13 protein-coding genes are annotated in these 16,131 nt (G+C 57.0%); 12 read left to right on the plus strand and 1 reads right to left on the minus strand.

The window, feature by feature from the left end; all coding sequences use genetic code 11:
* Window positions 1–75: 75 nt before the first annotated feature.
* A complete protein-coding gene (locus MWU51_RS15650) occupies window positions 76–2,583 on the plus strand; it encodes a cation:proton antiporter (protein WP_247039023.1) in 2,508 nt (835 codons plus the stop codon).
* A gap of 65 nt (window positions 2,584–2,648) precedes the next feature.
* On the opposite strand, the gene MWU51_RS15655 is transcribed toward MWU51_RS15650, so the two are convergent.
* Complete coding sequence (locus MWU51_RS15655; RefSeq protein WP_247039025.1) at window positions 2,649–3,416, minus strand: DeoR/GlpR family DNA-binding transcription regulator; 768 nt, start codon at window positions 3,414–3,416, stop codon at window positions 2,649–2,651.
* 308 nt (window positions 3,417–3,724) lie between these two features.
* On the opposite strand from MWU51_RS15655, the gene glpD reads away from it, so the two are divergent.
* The 11 genes from glpD (at window position 3,725) to MWU51_RS15710 (ending at window position 16,127) form a co-directional block, all read left to right on the plus strand.
* A complete protein-coding gene (gene glpD / locus MWU51_RS15660; RefSeq protein WP_247039027.1) occupies window positions 3,725–5,326 on the plus strand; it encodes a glycerol-3-phosphate dehydrogenase in 1,602 nt (533 codons plus the stop codon).
* Window positions 5,327–5,353: 27 nt separating this feature from the next.
* Window positions 5,354–6,442 carry an ABC transporter ATP-binding protein gene (locus MWU51_RS15665; protein ID WP_247039029.1) on the plus strand — a complete coding sequence of 363 codons (1,089 nt, stop codon included), beginning with the start codon at window positions 5,354–5,356 and terminating at the stop codon, window positions 6,440–6,442.
* A gap of 13 nt (window positions 6,443–6,455) precedes the next feature.
* On the plus strand, window positions 6,456–7,559 hold the full coding sequence (locus MWU51_RS15670) for an ABC transporter ATP-binding protein (RefSeq protein WP_247039031.1): 1,104 nt from the start codon (window positions 6,456–6,458) through the stop codon (window positions 7,557–7,559).
* Window positions 7,559–8,428: a sugar ABC transporter permease gene (locus MWU51_RS15675; protein WP_247039033.1), complete on the plus strand. Its 870-nt coding sequence runs from the start codon at window positions 7,559–7,561 to the stop codon at window positions 8,426–8,428. Before MWU51_RS15670 ends, MWU51_RS15675 begins: the two co-directional genes overlap by 1 nt.
* A gap of 3 nt (window positions 8,429–8,431) precedes the next feature.
* Window positions 8,432–9,280 carry a carbohydrate ABC transporter permease gene (locus MWU51_RS15680; RefSeq protein WP_247039035.1) on the plus strand — a complete coding sequence of 283 codons (849 nt, stop codon included), beginning with the start codon at window positions 8,432–8,434 and terminating at the stop codon, window positions 9,278–9,280.
* Window positions 9,281–9,304: 24 nt separating this feature from the next.
* Window positions 9,305–9,577, plus strand: coding sequence for a DUF2160 domain-containing protein (locus MWU51_RS15685; RefSeq protein WP_247039037.1), 273 nt, complete (start codon window positions 9,305–9,307; stop codon window positions 9,575–9,577).
* Window positions 9,578–9,665: 88 nt separating this feature from the next.
* Window positions 9,666–11,378, plus strand: coding sequence for an ABC transporter substrate-binding protein (locus tag MWU51_RS15690; RefSeq protein WP_247039039.1), 1,713 nt, complete (start codon window positions 9,666–9,668; stop codon window positions 11,376–11,378).
* An 87-nt stretch (window positions 11,379–11,465) separates the two neighbouring features.
* A complete protein-coding gene (gene glpK / locus MWU51_RS15695; RefSeq protein ID WP_247039041.1) occupies window positions 11,466–12,944 on the plus strand; it encodes a glycerol kinase GlpK in 1,479 nt (492 codons plus the stop codon).
* Between the two features lie 15 nt (window positions 12,945–12,959).
* A complete protein-coding gene (locus tag MWU51_RS15700) occupies window positions 12,960–14,111 on the plus strand; it encodes an iron-containing alcohol dehydrogenase (RefSeq protein WP_247039043.1) in 1,152 nt (383 codons plus the stop codon).
* A gap of 124 nt (window positions 14,112–14,235) precedes the next feature.
* A complete protein-coding gene (locus tag MWU51_RS15705) occupies window positions 14,236–15,162 on the plus strand; it encodes a LysR family transcriptional regulator (RefSeq protein WP_247039044.1) in 927 nt (308 codons plus the stop codon).
* A 143-nt stretch (window positions 15,163–15,305) separates the two neighbouring features.
* Window positions 15,306–16,127, plus strand: a complete 822-nt coding sequence (locus MWU51_RS15710; protein WP_247039047.1) for a DUF481 domain-containing protein — start codon at window positions 15,306–15,308, stop codon at window positions 16,125–16,127.
* The last annotated feature ends 4 nt before the right edge of the window (window positions 16,128–16,131 follow it).

A 16,131-nucleotide genomic window follows, 5' to 3' on the forward strand; every position in this document is an offset into this window, starting at 1 on the left:
CTATGGCGTGTGGTATCCCGAAAATTTTATTCCAGAATCGTTCCTGCGACCTGAAAAGTCAGATAGTTACATCCTATGGATATTGTCATAGTCACGACTGTTATTGCGTCGCTTTTTGTTGTCATTGGCGTGGCAGAGCCGCTGGCCGCACGTCTGCGCCTGCCTTACAGCGCCATTCTTGCTCTCCTAGGCATTCTAATCGGGTTCTGTGCGATTTTCTTTTTGCGTACGGACCTGACGGATGCGCTGAACCCTGTGGCGGAAGCGATCATCAACCTGCCGATCCGGTCCAATGTCTTTTTGTATGTGTTCCTGCCAACCCTTCTTTTCCAAGCCACATTGGGCATGAATCTTCGCCGGATGCTTGATGATTGGGTGCCCATCATGGTGCTTGCGGTCGTCGCGGTGGTCGTTGCCACGCTAAGCGTAGGGTATGCGTTATCGTGGACCAGCGCCTTGCCTTTGGCGGCGTGTCTTTTGATCGGCGCGATCGTATCGACGACTGATCCATCGGCGGTTGTCTCGATCTTTCGCTCGATCTCGGCCCCGCGCCGTCTGTCGCGGATCATCGAAGGGGAAAGCCTTCTGAACGATGCCGCAGCCATCGCGCTTTTTGGCTTGTTTTCGGGGTTTGTGATGCTGGGCGTTCCGGACCCCAAACTTGGCGATGCGCTTGCGCAGTTTCCTGTCCTTATTCTGGGTGGCGCGGTGACGGGCTGGTTGGCGGCCCGCATAGGGGTTTGGATTATGGCGCTGTTCAGCTCGCACGAGCTTGCGCTGATTTCTGTGTCGGTAGCGTTGCCCTATCTTGCCTATATCGTCGCTGAACAAAGTATTGGTGCATCGGGCGTGATTGCGGTTGTGGCCGCGGGGTTGACCCTGAACCTGACCGGTCCGGGCCGTTTGCCGCCGCAGGCATGGAAGAACCTGCGCGAGGTCTGGGATCTTCTGGCGCATTGGGCGGGTGCGTTGATTTTTATCTTGGCGGCGCTTTTGATCCCGCGTTTGCTGGAAGATGTTCGGATCAGCGATTTCGGTCTGATCGGCGTGGTGGTCTTGGCCGCAGTTGCGGCGCGTGCCTTGATCCTGTTCGGTCTGCTGCCGCTGCTGACATTCTTGCGGGTCTCTCCTTCGGTTGAGCGGCCATATCGAACGGCCATCCTTTGGGGTGGCTTGCGCGGCGCTGTCACGCTGGCGCTGGCGCTGGCGGTGACCGAAAGCCTGCGCGTGCCGGTCGAGGTGAAGCGGCTGGTCGGGATCCTCGCCACGGGGTTTACGTTGTTCACCCTGCTTGTTCAGGGCACCACGCTTCGATCCGTCGTCAGCCGGCTTGGTCTTGATCGACTGTCACCGATTGACGAAGCAATTTCCCGGCAGGTGGTTGCGGTCGCCCTTCAAACCGTTCGCGAGGATGTGGCCCGCACGACCGAAGATTATTCGCTAACGCATGATGTCGTCAGGTCAGAGGCGAAGGTGTTCGGTGAACGTCTTGAACAAGCCGTTAAGACTGCCGAAGACAGCGATGATATCCTAGATCGTGACCGAATTACCCTTGGACTGATCGCGCTGGCAGGTTTTGAACGCGATACCATCATTGCCCGTGTCCGCGAGCGTACGATCTCGGCCCGCATGGCAGAGCAAACGCTGCTGGATGCGGATCGTTTGATCGAAGGTGCGCGCTCGGGTGGGCGCAGTGGCTACCAACGTGCAGCGCGTCGTTCGGTCGCGTATGGTCGGACCATGCGAACAGCGGTCATGCTTCACAACAGAATCGGCTTCTCGGGCTTTCTTGTAAGGATGACCGCTGACCGTTTCGAACGGCTGTTGTCGCAACGATTGATCTTGCGTGATTTGGACGAGTTCATCGACGGGCGTATTCGCCGTATCCACGGCAGACGGGTTGCTGATCTTCTGAACGAACTGCTGACCCGGCGGATCGAAATGGTCGAAGCTGCGTTGGACGGGTTGCGCCTGCAATATCCAGGCTATGCAGAAGAGCTTGAGCGCCGCTTCATTCGACGCACTTCATTGCGGCTTGAGGAACGGGAATACTCGGCCATGCGTGATGATGGACTGATCGGCGCCGAGGTCTATACGAGTCTGATGCAAGACTTGACCAAGCGACGCGATAAAGCCGAAGGTCGGCCGCCGCTGGACATTGCGTTGAAACGTTTCGAGTTGATCCGGCAGTTCCCACTGTTCGCTGATCTTGATGACAAGGCGGTCAAGCAGCTTGGGCGCGCATTGAAGACCCAGTATGCCAATCCGGAGAGCGTGATTTTAAGCAAGGATGGCACCGTCAAAGGCGTGTTCTTCATCGCGTCGGGCGCGGTTGAGTTGGAAACGGCGGGTCAGAAATGGCGTTTGGGCCGGGGCGAGATGTTTGGACAGGTTGCCATTCTATCCAAGAACGCGCGCCGCACGGAAGTGCGCGCCATCGCGCCGTCGTCTTTGCTTGTGCTTGATACCGCGCGGTTCCGGTCGCTGTTAAAGAAAAGCGTCGCGCTGCAAAACGCCGTGCGCGCCAGCGCTGAACAGCGGGGCATTGATCCCGACAAGCTTCTGGAAGAGCATCTGAAATAGGTCTTATACCGCGGTCGTTGTTGGTTTGCTTGCAGACCGCCGTGGCTATGCGCACGACGTGCGACTTACGCACCGTCAGCCACAACGACGCTAACGCCCCAATCGCGGCATTTTTCGGCGAGGTCGGGGGGCAATGGTTGGTCCGTGAAAAATGCATTCAGTTCGGAAAGGGATGCGATTTTCGCCGGGGCTTTTCGGGTCAGCTTTGAGACATCAGCAACCAGAAACGCCTTGCGCGACTGTCGGATGATGGACTGGCTTACGCCCACCTCTTGAAGGTCGAAATCCAGTAGGTCGCCGTCAATATCCATGGCCGAACAACCGATCACCGCGATGTCGAACTTGAAGCGACTGATTGCTGCTGTGGTCAGGCTGCCGACCAGCCCTCCGTCGGACCGGCGCAGGGTGCCGCCGACCACCACGATCTCGCAATCGGGATTGGCCACAAGGATATTGGCCACGTTCATGTTGTTGGTCACGACCATCAAGTTCTTGTGGCCCAGCAGTTCAGTCGCGACAGCTTCGGTGCTGGTGCCGATGTTCAGAAACACTGATGCATCATCGGGAATTTGCGCGGCACAGGCGACTGCGATGTTGCGCTTGACCTCGGCATTCAGGGCGCGGCGTTCTTCATAACCGATATTGGTGGTGCCTGATGGCAAGACCGCGCCGCCATGCACACGTTCCAGTCGGCCTTCATCGGCAAGATCGGTCAGATCGCGACGGATGGTTTGCAGGGTTACACCAAACTGTTCCGCCAGTCCTTCGACCGTCACTTTGCCTTCACGGCGCGCGATGGTCAGGATTTCTGAGTGGCGAAAAACTTGGGACATATGGTCGAGCGCAGGTGCTTCCTGTTGTTTCCGAAGGAAAATACAAGAAAACGAACGAAGCCGCAATTGTCTTGGGCTCTTTTACGCCGAATCAGAAAAATGATGCGCTGATTCGGGCGGATTTCTGATGGAGGGCACAGAAATCTTAGGAATCAGACGCCGAACTTCATGTCATAGTGGGCGAAAAGGCGAGATAATGTTCTTTATTTTCAGCGGTCTGGAAAATACGAACATAAACGAAAATATTCAGCTTTCTTTATTCAGGTAAGATGCTAGAAATAAATCCTACGCTGAACTTGGGGGGAACCATGCCGGCCGATGCCACCGATAAGACCTATGATCTTTTCATCATTGGTGGTGGAATCAATGGGTGTGGCATTGCGCGGGATGCTTCCGGGCGCGGGATGTCGGTCGTTCTTGCTGAAATGGATGACCTTGCCTCCGCGACGTCATCGGCCTCAACCAAACTGTTCCACGGCGGTCTGCGATATCTGGAGTATTTCGAGTTTCGTCTGGTGCGCGAGGCGCTGATGGAACGCGAGACCCTGCTGAAGGCGATGCCGCATATCAGTTGGCCAATGCGCTTTGTGCTGCCCTATCACAAGGACATGCGGTTCGAGGCTGAAACGCCGACCTCGAAGCTGCTAAGCTTTTTCATGCCATGGCTACGCGGTCGCCGCCCTGCTTGGCTGATCCGGCTTGGCTTGTTCATGTATGACAACCTTGGTGGGCGAAAAATCCTGCCGGGCACCACGACCGTCGACCTGCGCGCAGCACCGGAAGGTGCGCCCTTGGATGGGCGGTTTGTCAAAGCCTATGAATATTCGGATTGCTGGGTGGATGATGCCCGACTTGTGACCCTGAACGCCCGAGATGCGTTCGATCGTGGTGCCAAGATCATGGTTGGCACCAAAGTTATCGCGGCAACGCGCGACGGGGATCACTGGCGGATCGAAACGTCTGATCGCACCACGGGCGAGGCGTCGGTGTTCCATGCGCGGATGCTGATCAACGCAGGCGGTCCTTGGGTGGGCAATATCATCAGAAACGCCGTACGCAGCAATGCGCAGGATGGGGTCAGATTGGTGCGCGGCAGCCATATCGTGACCCCGCGGCTTTATGATCACGACAAGTGCTATTTCTTTCAGGGCACGGATGGGCGGATCATCTTCGCCATCCCGTACGAGCAGGATTTTACGCTGATCGGCACCACCGATCAGGATCATGAAGACCCGTCGATCAAGCCGGTTTGCACCGAGGTCGAGCAGGACTATCTGATCGATTTCGCCAATCAGTATTTCAAGCAGGATATCAGCCGCGATGATATCGTATGGACTTATTCCGGCGTGCGCCCACTTTATGATGACGGGGCCAGTTCCGCCACCGCAGCAACCCGTGACTATACGTTGAAAGTGGATACGGAAGGCGGCGCGCCGCTGCTGAATGTGTTTGGTGGCAAGATCACAACGTATCGTCGCCTTGCGGAGTCGGCGATGGACAGGGTCAGTCAGTTCTTTCCGGATCTGCCAGGCAAGTGGACAGCCGGTGTGACCCTGTCGGGTGGCGATTTCAAGGTGAGCGAGAAGCCGGACCTGGTGGCCCGCTTGCGGCGGGACTACGGCTTTTTGGGTGCTTTTTGGGCGGAGCGCATGATCCGCGCCTATGGCACCGACGCCTGGAAAATACTGGGCAAGGCACAATCGGTCGCCGATCTGGGACAAGATTTCGGCGCCACGCTGACCGAAACAGAACTGCGCTGGATGATCACGCAGGAATTTGCCCGGCGCGCCGAAGACGTGGTTTGGCGACGCAGCAAGCTGGGTCTGCGAATGACAGAAAAACAAATTAAGGCCGTTGATGACTGGATGGTCAAGGCCGACACGAGTGGGGAAACGCGGGCCACGGGATAGGGGGCCTTGCGTTAGCGGAGGACGAAAATGACACTGAAGCTGGAAGGCGTCACAAAACGCATGGATGGGCAGATGCATATCCATCCGACCGATCTGGAGCTGCAGAGCGGAACGATGAATGTGCTGCTTGGGCCGACGCTGTCGGGCAAGACCAGTCTGATGCGTTTGATGGCCGGGCTGGATGTTCCCAATCAAGGCCGCATTCTGTGGAACGGCGAGGATGTGACCGGAATGCGGGTGCAAGACCGCAAGGTCGCTATGGTGTATCAGCAGTTCATCAACTACCCATCCATGACGGTTTACGACAACATCGCCTCGCCTCTGCGTCTGTTGGGCAAAAGCGCCAGCGAGGTTGACGCCGCCGTCAAGAAATCCGCGGATATGATGCAGTTGACACCGATGCTGGATCGCAAGCCATTGGAATTGTCGGGCGGTCAACAACAGCGTTGTGCACTGGCACGCGCGCTGGTCAAGGATGCAGGGCTTGTGCTGTTGGACGAACCGCTAGCCAACCTTGATTACAAGCTGCGCGAAGAAATGCGCATCGAGATTCCGAAGATCTTCGAAGAGGCCGGCAGCATTTTCGTCTATGCCACAACGGAACCAGAAGAGGCGCTTTTGCTGGGCGGCAACACCGCCACGCTGTGGGAAGGCCGGGTCACTCAATTTGGACCAACGCCGACCGTCTATCGCAAGCCGGTGGATGCAACGACCGCACGGGTGTTCAGTGACCCGCCAATGAACTTTCTGCCGGTCACCAAGGAAGGTGGCAAGCTTATGTTCGGTGAAGGTCAATCGGCAACGGCAAGTGGAACTCTGGCTGATCTTGCCGATGGAAAATACACCGCCGGCTTCCGCCCGAACCATCTGGAAATTCACAGCCAGACAGCAAATGCGCTGAAATTTGCGACACGGCTGGTGGTGACTGAGCTAACGGGGTCCGAGACTTTCATTCACCTTGATCACCATGGCGAGCGTTGGGTCGGTCTGATCCACGGCGTGCATGACCTGAAACTTGGCGCTGATCTAAGCGTCTATCTCGACCCGGCTCATGTCTATGTGTTCGACGAAAGCGGCAATCTGGTTGCGCCTGCGTCTTATGCGATGGCGGCCTGAGGAGAACAGACCAATGGCAAAGATCACCCTTGATAATCTGGCGCATTCCTATCTGCCCAACCCAACAAGCGAAGATGATTATGCGCTGAAGGAGCTGAACCATGACTGGGTGGACGGCGAGGCTTATGCCTTGCTGGGGTCATCCGGTTGCGGCAAGTCCACACTGCTAAACATCATTTCCGGGCTTTTGCATCCCAGTCAGGGCCGCATCCTGTTCAACGATCAGGATGTCACCCACGCACCCACCGCCGAACGCAACATCGCGCAGGTGTTCCAGTTTCCAGTGGTGTACGACACCATGACAGTGCGCGAAAACCTGGCGTTTCCGCTGAAGAACCGGGGCGCTGACGCGAGCTATGTTGCGCAGCGCGTTCAGCAGATCGGCAAGATGATCGGGATGGAGGCCGAACTGGATCGTAAGGCACGTGGTTTGACCGCTGACGCCAAGCAAAAGATCAGCCTTGGCCGCGGCATGGTGCGCGAAGACGTGAACGCGCTGTTATTTGATGAACCGCTGACGGTGATCGACCCGCATATGAAGTGGGAATTGCGCACGCAGTTGAAATCGCTTCACCACGAATTTGGCCACACGATGATCTATGTCACGCATGATCAGACCGAGGCGCTGACCTTCGCGGACAAGGTGGTGGTGATGTATGATGGCCGTGTCGTGCAGATCGGCACGCCCGAGGAATTGTTCGAACGTCCCGCGCATACCTTTGTTGGCTTCTTCATCGGCTCGCCGGGGATGAACCTGTTAGAAGCCTCGGTCCAGGGTGACAAGGCGGTGATCGACGGGGTCGAGATCCCGCTGGGTGCCGGATACGCGCCACAAAACGGCAAGATCGAGATCGGTGTGCGCCCGGAATATACCCGACTGGTGTCCGAAGGGGGGCTGCCGATCAAGATACGCCGGGTCGAAGATGTCGGGCGCCACAAGATCGTGCGCGCCGAATTCTTTGGCCGCGACGTCAATATCATTGCCAATGAAGGTGAAGAAATCGGCGCGGATATGAACCGCATCACCTTCGATGCTGGTCGTGTCAACGTCTATGCCAACGACTGGCGTGTCACGCCGTCCGGCGTGCAAAATGTAACCTTAGGGGGGGCCGTCTGATGCAGAAAACAGTCAATCAAAAGGCGTGGTTCCTTGTATTGCCCGTGCTGGTTCTGGTGGCCTTTTCGGCGGTGGTGCCGCTGATGACGGTGGTGAACTATTCGGTTCAGGATACGTTCGGCAACAACCAGTTCTTCTGGGCGGGGCTTGAATGGTTTTCGGAAATGCTGGAATCGGACCGGATGTGGGATGCGCTTGCACGGCAGGCGTTGTTCTCGGCGATCATTCTGGCTATCGAGATTCCGCTGGGCATTTTCGTTGCGCTGAACATGCCCAAGGGCGGGTTCTGGTCCAGCTTCTGTCTTGTGCTGATGTCGCTGCCTCTGTTGATCCCGTGGAATGTGGTCGGCACCATCTGGCAGATTTTTGGCCGCGTCGACATTGGCCTTCTGGGCTATACGCTGGACGCGCTTGGGATTTCCTACAACTATACGCAGGACACTGTGGCGGCTTGGATCACGATCATCGTGATGGATGTCTGGCACTGGACGTCGCTGGTGGCGCTGTTGGCCTTTGCCGGGCTGAAGTCGATCCCCGATGCCTATTATCAAGCCGCCAAGATTGATCAGGCGTCGCGCTGGAAAGTGTTTCGTTTCATCGAGCTGCCCAAGATGATGGGTGTTTTGATGATCGCCATTCTGCTGCGCTTCATGGACAGTTTCATGATCTACACCGAGCCTTTCGTCGTCACCGGCGGCGGCCCCGGCAATGCCACGACGATGCTGTCGATCGACCTTGTTAAAATGGCGTTGGGGCAGTTCGATCTTGGACCTGCGGCGGCCTTCTCGATCATGTATTTCCTTGTGATCCTTCTTGTCAGCTGGGTGTTCTACACCGTGATGACCAACCTTGATAAACAGGAGGGCTGAGCGATGACCACTGTGACAGCCACCAAACCCAAAAGCGGTTTCGTCCCGCGCTGGATCAACAGCCGCACTGTGGTGATGACGCTTTACCTCGTCTTCATGCTGCTGCCGATCTATTGGCTTTTGAACATGAGCCTGAAGACCAACACCGAGATCCTGAATGATTTCACCCTGTTCCCCAGCAATCTGACACTGGCAAATTACAAAACGATCCTGACCGATCCGGCTTGGTATATGGGGTATGTCAATTCGATCATCTATGTGACGATTAACACTGTGATCAGTCTGGCGGTGGCGCTGCCCGCGGCCTATGCGTTCAGCCGCTATCACTTCATGGGTGACAAGCACCTGTTCTTCTGGCTGCTGACCAATCGGATGGCGCCGCCTGCGGTTTTTGCCCTGCCGTTCTTCCAGCTTTACAGCTCGGTCGGGTTGTTTGACACACATATCGCGGTGGCCTTGGCGCACACTCTGTTTAACGTGCCGCTGGCGGTGTGGATCTTGGAAGGGTTCATGCGCGGTGTGCCGAAAGAGATCGACGAAACGGCCTATATCGACGGCTACAGCTTCGGCAGGTTCTTCGTGAAAATCTTCACACCGCTGATTGCCAGCGGGATCGGTGTGGCCGCATTCTTCTGCTTTATGTTCTCGTGGGTCGAACTGCTGCTCAGCCGCACCCTGACAACGGTGGATGCCAAGCCGATTTCCGCGATCATGACCCGCACACAGGGCGCGTCTGGCGTCGATTGGGGCGTACTGGCCGCTGCCGGTATCCTGACCATCGTGCCCGGCGCGTTGGTGATTTATTTTGTCCGCAACTACATCGCCAAGGGCTTTGCCCTGGGTCGTGTGTAAACCTGAACCAAGGAGGACCGAACTATGGCATGGATGGCATGGACCTGGCCGACCGCGATTTTTTTCATGGTCATTGCAAGCCTGCTGATCACCTTCACGGTGCTGGCGATCAGATACCCCGAAACCCCGCGTGTGGGTGTTTTGCGGATCGAAACCACAAGGGGCGACCGCCTCTTCATTACCCTTCTCGGCTCGGCCTTTATCAATTTGGCCTGGCTTGGATTGGTCGGCGCAAACCAACCTTTTGCGCTGATCGTCTGCCTGATCTACGCCGCGGCGGTGTTTCGCTGGGTGTGATGATTGGCAAGTGTGACCGGAGAAAGAGGAGATCCGGCCACCACTCTACGCTATTCCTCAGTCATCGGTTCTAAACGGGAGGTAACCTATGAACCTGAATCTTAAATCAACAACGGCTGCGCTTTTGATCCTTACGGGTCCGGCGTTTGCCGATATGGACGCGGCACGCGCGTTCCTTGACGCGGAGATCGGCGATCTTTCGTCGCTTGACCGCGCCGCTCAGGAAACCGAGATGCAGTTCTTCGTCGATGCTGCGGCCCCCATGGCCGGGATGGAGATCAAGGTGGTTTCGGAAACCATCGCAACCCACGAATACGAAAGCCAGGTGCTGGCACCTGCCTTCACCGCTATCACAGGCATCAAGGTCACGCATGACCTGATCGGCGAAGGCGACGTGGTTGAAAAGCTGCAAACACAGATGCAGTCGGGTGAAAACATCTATGATGGTTACATCAACGACAGCGACCTGATCGGCACCCACTGGCGATATCAACAAGTTCGCAACCTGACCGACTGGATGGCTGGCGAAGGCGCGGATGTGACCAACCCCGGTCTTGATATCGACGATTTCATTGGCACGCAGTTCACGACCGCGCCCGATGGCAAGCTTTATCAGTTGCCTGACCAGCAATTCGCGAACCTTTATTGGTTCCGTTACGATTGGTTCAACGACGAAAAGAACAAGGCGGACTTCAAAGAGGCTTATGGATATGACCTTGGCGTTCCGGTCAACTGGTCCGCATACGAGGATATCGCCGAGTTCTTCACCGGTCGCGACCTGTCGCATTTGGGTGTTGAAGGCGAAGTCTTTGGCAACATGGACTACGGCAAGAAAGACCCGTCGCTGGGTTGGCGCTACACCGATGCGTGGTTGTCGATGGCCGGTGCCGGCGACAAAGGCGAGCCGAACGGCTTGCCCGTCGACGAGTGGGGCATTCGTGTGAACGAAAACTCGCAGCCCGTCGGCTCGTGCGTTGCGCGTGGCGGTGCCACCAATGGCCCGGCAGCGGTTTATGCTGTGACAAAGGCGATCGAATGGCTGGAAAAATACACGCCCCCCGCGGCGGCAGGCATGACCTTTGGCGAGGCAGGCCCGATCCCGGCGCAGGGCAATATTGCCCAGCAGATGTTCTGGTACACGGCCTTCACCGCCGACACGGTCAAGCCCGACCTGCCGGTGATGAACGAAGACGGCACGCCGAAATGGCGCATGGCACCGTCACCGCATGGCGCATATTGGACCGAAGGCACCAAGATCGGCTATCAGGATGTTGGGTCCTGGACGCTGATGAAATCGACCCCGGTCGATCGTGCCAAGGCGGCTTGGCTTTATGCCCAGTTCGTCACCTCCAAGACGGTGGATGTGAAGAAAGCGCATGTGGGTCTGACGTTCATTCGTGAAAGCACCATCCAGCATGAAAGCTTCACCGAGCGTGCAAATAAACTTGGCGGTCTGATCGAGTTCTATCGTTCGCCCGCGCGTGTTGCATGGTCGCCGACCGGCACCAACGTTCCGGATTACCCGAAACTGGCCCAGCTGTGGTGGCAGAACATCGGCGACGCAATGTCCGGTGCGAAATCTCCGCAGGAAGCCTTGGACGGTCTTTGCGCCGACCAAGAGCGGGTTCTGGAGCGTCTTGAACGCGCAGGCATCCAAGGTGATATTGGTCCGAAGTTGAACGAAGAGCAGGATCCGGAAGTTTGGCTGAGCCAGCCGGGTTCGCCCAAGGCCAAACTTGCCAACGAAGACGAAGAACCCAAGACGGTCAGCTATGACGAGCTGATTGCATCCTGGAATTAATCTTCCCCGGTCGGGGCCACGCGGCCCCGACCACCCACAGAATTTTAGAAGTTTCACTTGGCTACCATCCAGACGAGGAGACGCGCCATGACCTACATCCTCGCTATTGATCAGGGCACAACGTCCAGTCGCGCACTTGTTTTCGATGCGGACATGAAAATCGTGGCCAGCGCCCAAGAGGAATTTCCGCAACATTTTCCAGCGTCAGGTTGGGTTGAACATGATGCAGGCGACCTGTGGTCGACCACCCTGTCAACCTGCCGTGATGCTTTGGACAAAGCCGGGCTGAGTGCCGGTGACATCACAGCCATGGGAATCACCAACCAGCGTGAAACCACTGTGATCTGGGACCGTACGACCGGCGAACCGATCCACAACGCGATTGTCTGGCAGGACCGCCGCACTTCAGACCTGTGCCAGGCCTTGAAAGAACAGGGCCATGAAACGACTGTGCGCGATAGGACCGGGTTGTTGCTGGATCCTTACTTCAGCGCCACCAAAGTCCGCTGGCTTTTGGACAATGTCGATGGCGCACGCGCGCGGGCCGACGCCGGAGAGCTGGCCTTTGGCACGGTGGACAGCTGGTTGATCTGGAACCTGACCGACGGCCAGCGCCATGTGACCGACGCCACCAACGCCGCGCGCACGATGCTTTACGACATCCGCAAGGGGCGGTGGTCGTCCACGATGTGCAAGATGCTGGACATCCCGATGGCGCTTCTGCCCGAGGTGCTGGATTGTGCCGCTGATTTCGGTGTGACCAAGACCCTTGGCGCACCGATCCCGATACTTGGTGTGGCGGGCGATCAACAGGCCGCGACCGTGGGTCAGGCGTGTTTTGAACCGGGCATGCTGAAATCGACATATGGCACTGGATGTTTCGCGCTGCTGAACACCGGTGATGCGCCGGTTGTCAGCCAGAACCGGCTGCTGACCACCATCGCCTATCAGCTTGATGGCAAACCGACCTATGCGCTGGAAGGCTCGATTTTTATCGCTGGTGCGGTGGTGCAATGGCTGCGCGATGGGTTGAAAATCATCGACAGCGCGCCCGAGACCCAGCCACTGGCCGAAGCCGCCGATCCGGCGCAATCGCTTGTTCTGGTTCCAGCCTTCACAGGGCTGGGTGCGCCGTATTGGAACGCCGACTGTCGCGGCGCTGTGTTTGGTCTGACCCGCAATTCTGGGCCCGCCGAGTTCGCCCGTGCAGCGCTGGAGAGCATTGGCTTTCAAACCCGCGATCTGTTGGAAGCGATGCATGCTGATATGGGCGATGCCGAAACGGCAACGCTGCGCGTCGATGGCGGCATGAGCGCGTCGGATTACACGATGCAGTTTCTGGCCGATATCATCGGCGCTGCCGTCGATCGACCTGAGGTGTTGGAAACCACCGCCATGGGGGCAGCTTGGTTGGCCGGACAGCGCGCCGGGGTTTATCCCGGTCCGGCAGAGTTTGCCCGCAACTGGGCGCTTGAACGTCAATTCACCCCCGCCATGCAAACGGAAAAGCGCGATGCGAAATACGCGGCATGGAAGCGCGCCGTAGCGGCGACACTCTCGTTCTAGAAAGCTGACCATCACATGACGCCCTTCGGGTTCAGCACACCGGGAAAAACCTTGTTCGGCCGCGGAAGGGCCGACGAGGTCTGTGGTCATGTGCAAGGGTTCGGGACACGCGTGCTTCTGGTGCGCGGACGCTCGGTTGATCGGGTTGATGACATCGCGCGGGAGCTTGTTCAGACAGGGGCGGCACTAAAAACTGTCTTCGCGGAAGGCGAGCCAACTGTCGCGCAGGTGAATCAGGTGGTGGCAGTGGGACGCGCCCGGAAGGCGCAGACGGTTTTGGCCATCGGTGGTGGCTCGGTGATCGATCTGGGCAAAGCAGCGGCGGCGCTGATCCCGTCGGACAGCGGTCTGATGGACCACCTTGAGGTTGTCGGGGCAGGGCGGCCTTTGACCGCGCAACCGCTGCCGCTTGTGGCCGTGCCCACGACGGCCGGGACGGGTGCGGAAATGACTCGAAACGCGGTGATCAGCGTACCGGATGCCAGCTTGAAGGTCAGCTTGCGCGATGATCGCATGTATCCGACACTGGCCATTGTCGACCCAAGCCTGACCGACAACGCCCCACGGCATGTCACCGTGTCTTCGGGTCTGGATGCGGTCACGCAGGTGATCGAGCCATTTCTGTCCTGCCGGGCGAACCCATTAACCGATGCGCTGTGTCAGTCTGCCATTGTAATGGGGTTGCAGGCCCTGGCGACGTTGATGAGGCGTGAAGACCCCGATGCGCGGGATGCGCTTTCCTATGTCAGCATGATCAGCGGTGTCGCCCTTGCCAATGCGGGCCTTGGTGCAGTCCACGGACTGGCAGGTGTGATTGGTGGGAAAACCAACCTTGCGCATGGGATGATTTGCGCGAACCTTCTTGGTCCGACGCTGGATGTGAATTTCCAGCGGGTCAAGGCAGATGGGAGCGACCTGAGCCGATATGATTTTCTGAGGCAGACGATCTCGGACATATTCGATGGGTGGGGCGATCAGAACTTCACCGCACTTTCCGATGCGTTTGACTTGCAAGGTGTCCCGGGCATGGACGCGATATTGGCAGATCAAACGCAGGCAAATGCCTTGATACAAGACGCCCTAAGATCCAGTTCGATGAAGGCCAACCCCGTTCATCTAACAGAAGCTGACGCCTTGACGATTTTGCAGAATAGTTTGCCGCGCTAAGCCGCTCAGCTTGGGCGTCTGGACGAATCCTTTTGATCCCGTGCGGGTTTCAAAAGCTGCAGACAAACTGACGAAAACTGGCTACACTCATGGTTTACCGCAGTAATTCTCATGGATGGCTGGCATGGATATCACCCTCGTCCGAACGTTTCTGGAAGTCGCCGCAAATGGCTCTTTCGTGAATGCCAGCGAACGTCTTTTGGTCACACAGTCTGCCGTTAGCTTGCGAATTGCACGGCTGGAAGAAAGCTTGGGAAAGCAACTTTTCCTGCGCTCGAAATCCGGTGCGGAATTGACCCCGGCGGGGCGCGAGTTTGAACGTTATGCTTTGTCGCTGATAAAGATCTGGGAAGAAGCGCGTCAACAGATTGGGGTGCCTGAAGGCTACACCAAATCGCTGAGCATCGCGGCCCAGTATTCGCTGTGGCCGCGACTGGGGTTTCGTTGGATTGATCGTATGCAAGAGGTCATGCCAACGCTTAATGTCCGCGCCGAACTTGGTATGCCTGACCGCATCATGCGGTTTCTTGTCGAAGGCATCGCCCAGATTGGCCTGATGTATAATCCGCAACTGCGGCCGGGACTGTCGGCCCGTAAAATCTATGACGAAGACCTTGTGCTTGCCGCATCTTGGGACGCCGATCTCGATGATCTGGCCGATCACTATGTGTTTGTGGATTGGGGACCCGAGTTTGTCCACGCCCATGCGCTTGAGCTGCCGCAACTGACCAACCCGGGTTTGACACTGTCGCTTGGCGCTTTGGCGGCGGATTATGTCCGGGTACGAAAGGCAGCAGCCTATTTGCCAGCCCGCTATATCAAACGCTTTCTCGATCGGGGTGAATTGCATCTGGTGCCGGATGCGCCGATCTTTCCGTTTCCCGTCTGGTCGGTCTGGCGTGACGACCTTGAAGACGATGTAAGGGCGGTCGCTGAAAGCGCACTTGTTGCAATTCTAACACAGATTGACGCTGATCAAGAGGCTGTCCTGAACGAGCTTGCCGATATTAGCGAGGGCGAAAGCATCGAAGTTCTTGGAAAGACAGAATAAACCTTCAAGTATAAGCTTATATCGTTTTAAGCCTGATTATTTTAAATTTTAGTTAAGTTAAGCGATCCACTATCTGCTTTCTCAGCAGGAATGCTCCCGTCCTTTCAGGTCGGGTCATACTTTTTTGGGGAAAGGATAGACCCATGAACAAACGTAATGTGCTGGCCGCATCGGCCCTGGCGCTTCTCGTGGCTGCCCCTGTATTTGCGCAGGGCGCTTTGGTTGGCGTTGACACTCTTGATGATCGCATCGACGACATTCAGGAAGAGGTCACCGATGATCTGAACAACGCGAACAAACGCGACCGTCTGAGCAACCAATATGCGCAGGGCTGGACCGGCAGTGTCGCCCTTGGTTTCACTGCAACCGCAGGCAACACCGACACGGCTGATCTGGATCTGGCTGGTCGCTTCCGCTATGGCAACGGCCCTTGGAACCATACTTTCGGTTTCGCGGCTGAGTTTGCTGAAGACAACGGCGTGCGCAACAAGGAAGAAATCTACGCAACCTATGACGTAAACCGTTACTTCAACGAACAGTTCTATCTGTTTGGTCTGGGCTCGGTCCGTTATGACAACTTCGACGCCAACAAGATCGACGCGTTCCTGGGCTTTGGCCCTGGCTACCGTGTGATCAACGAACCCAACATGAGCTGGCGTGTTCAAGCTGGCCCCGGCGCGCGTTATGTCGAAAACCAAGCGGGCGTAGGGTCGACCGAAGTGGCCGGTATCTTGTCGTCGCGTTTCTATACCGACATCACCGAAACCGTATCGCTGTCGATGGACACGGATGTTCTGTTCTCGAAAGCTGACACAACGATCAACAACGATCTTGGTGTTAACTTCAAAGTCACCGACCGGATGTCGACACGTGTGTCGTATCGGACGGAATGGAACAGCGACCCGCTGCCTGGCTTCAGCAGTGCCGACAACTCGTTGGGCGTGTCCCTCGTGTACGGCTTCTGACCTA

Origin of the sequence: Aliiroseovarius sp. F47248L, from assembly GCF_023016085.1 — a bacterium.
In the GTDB taxonomy this organism is placed as follows: Bacteria; Pseudomonadota; Alphaproteobacteria; order Rhodobacterales; family Rhodobacteraceae; genus Aliiroseovarius.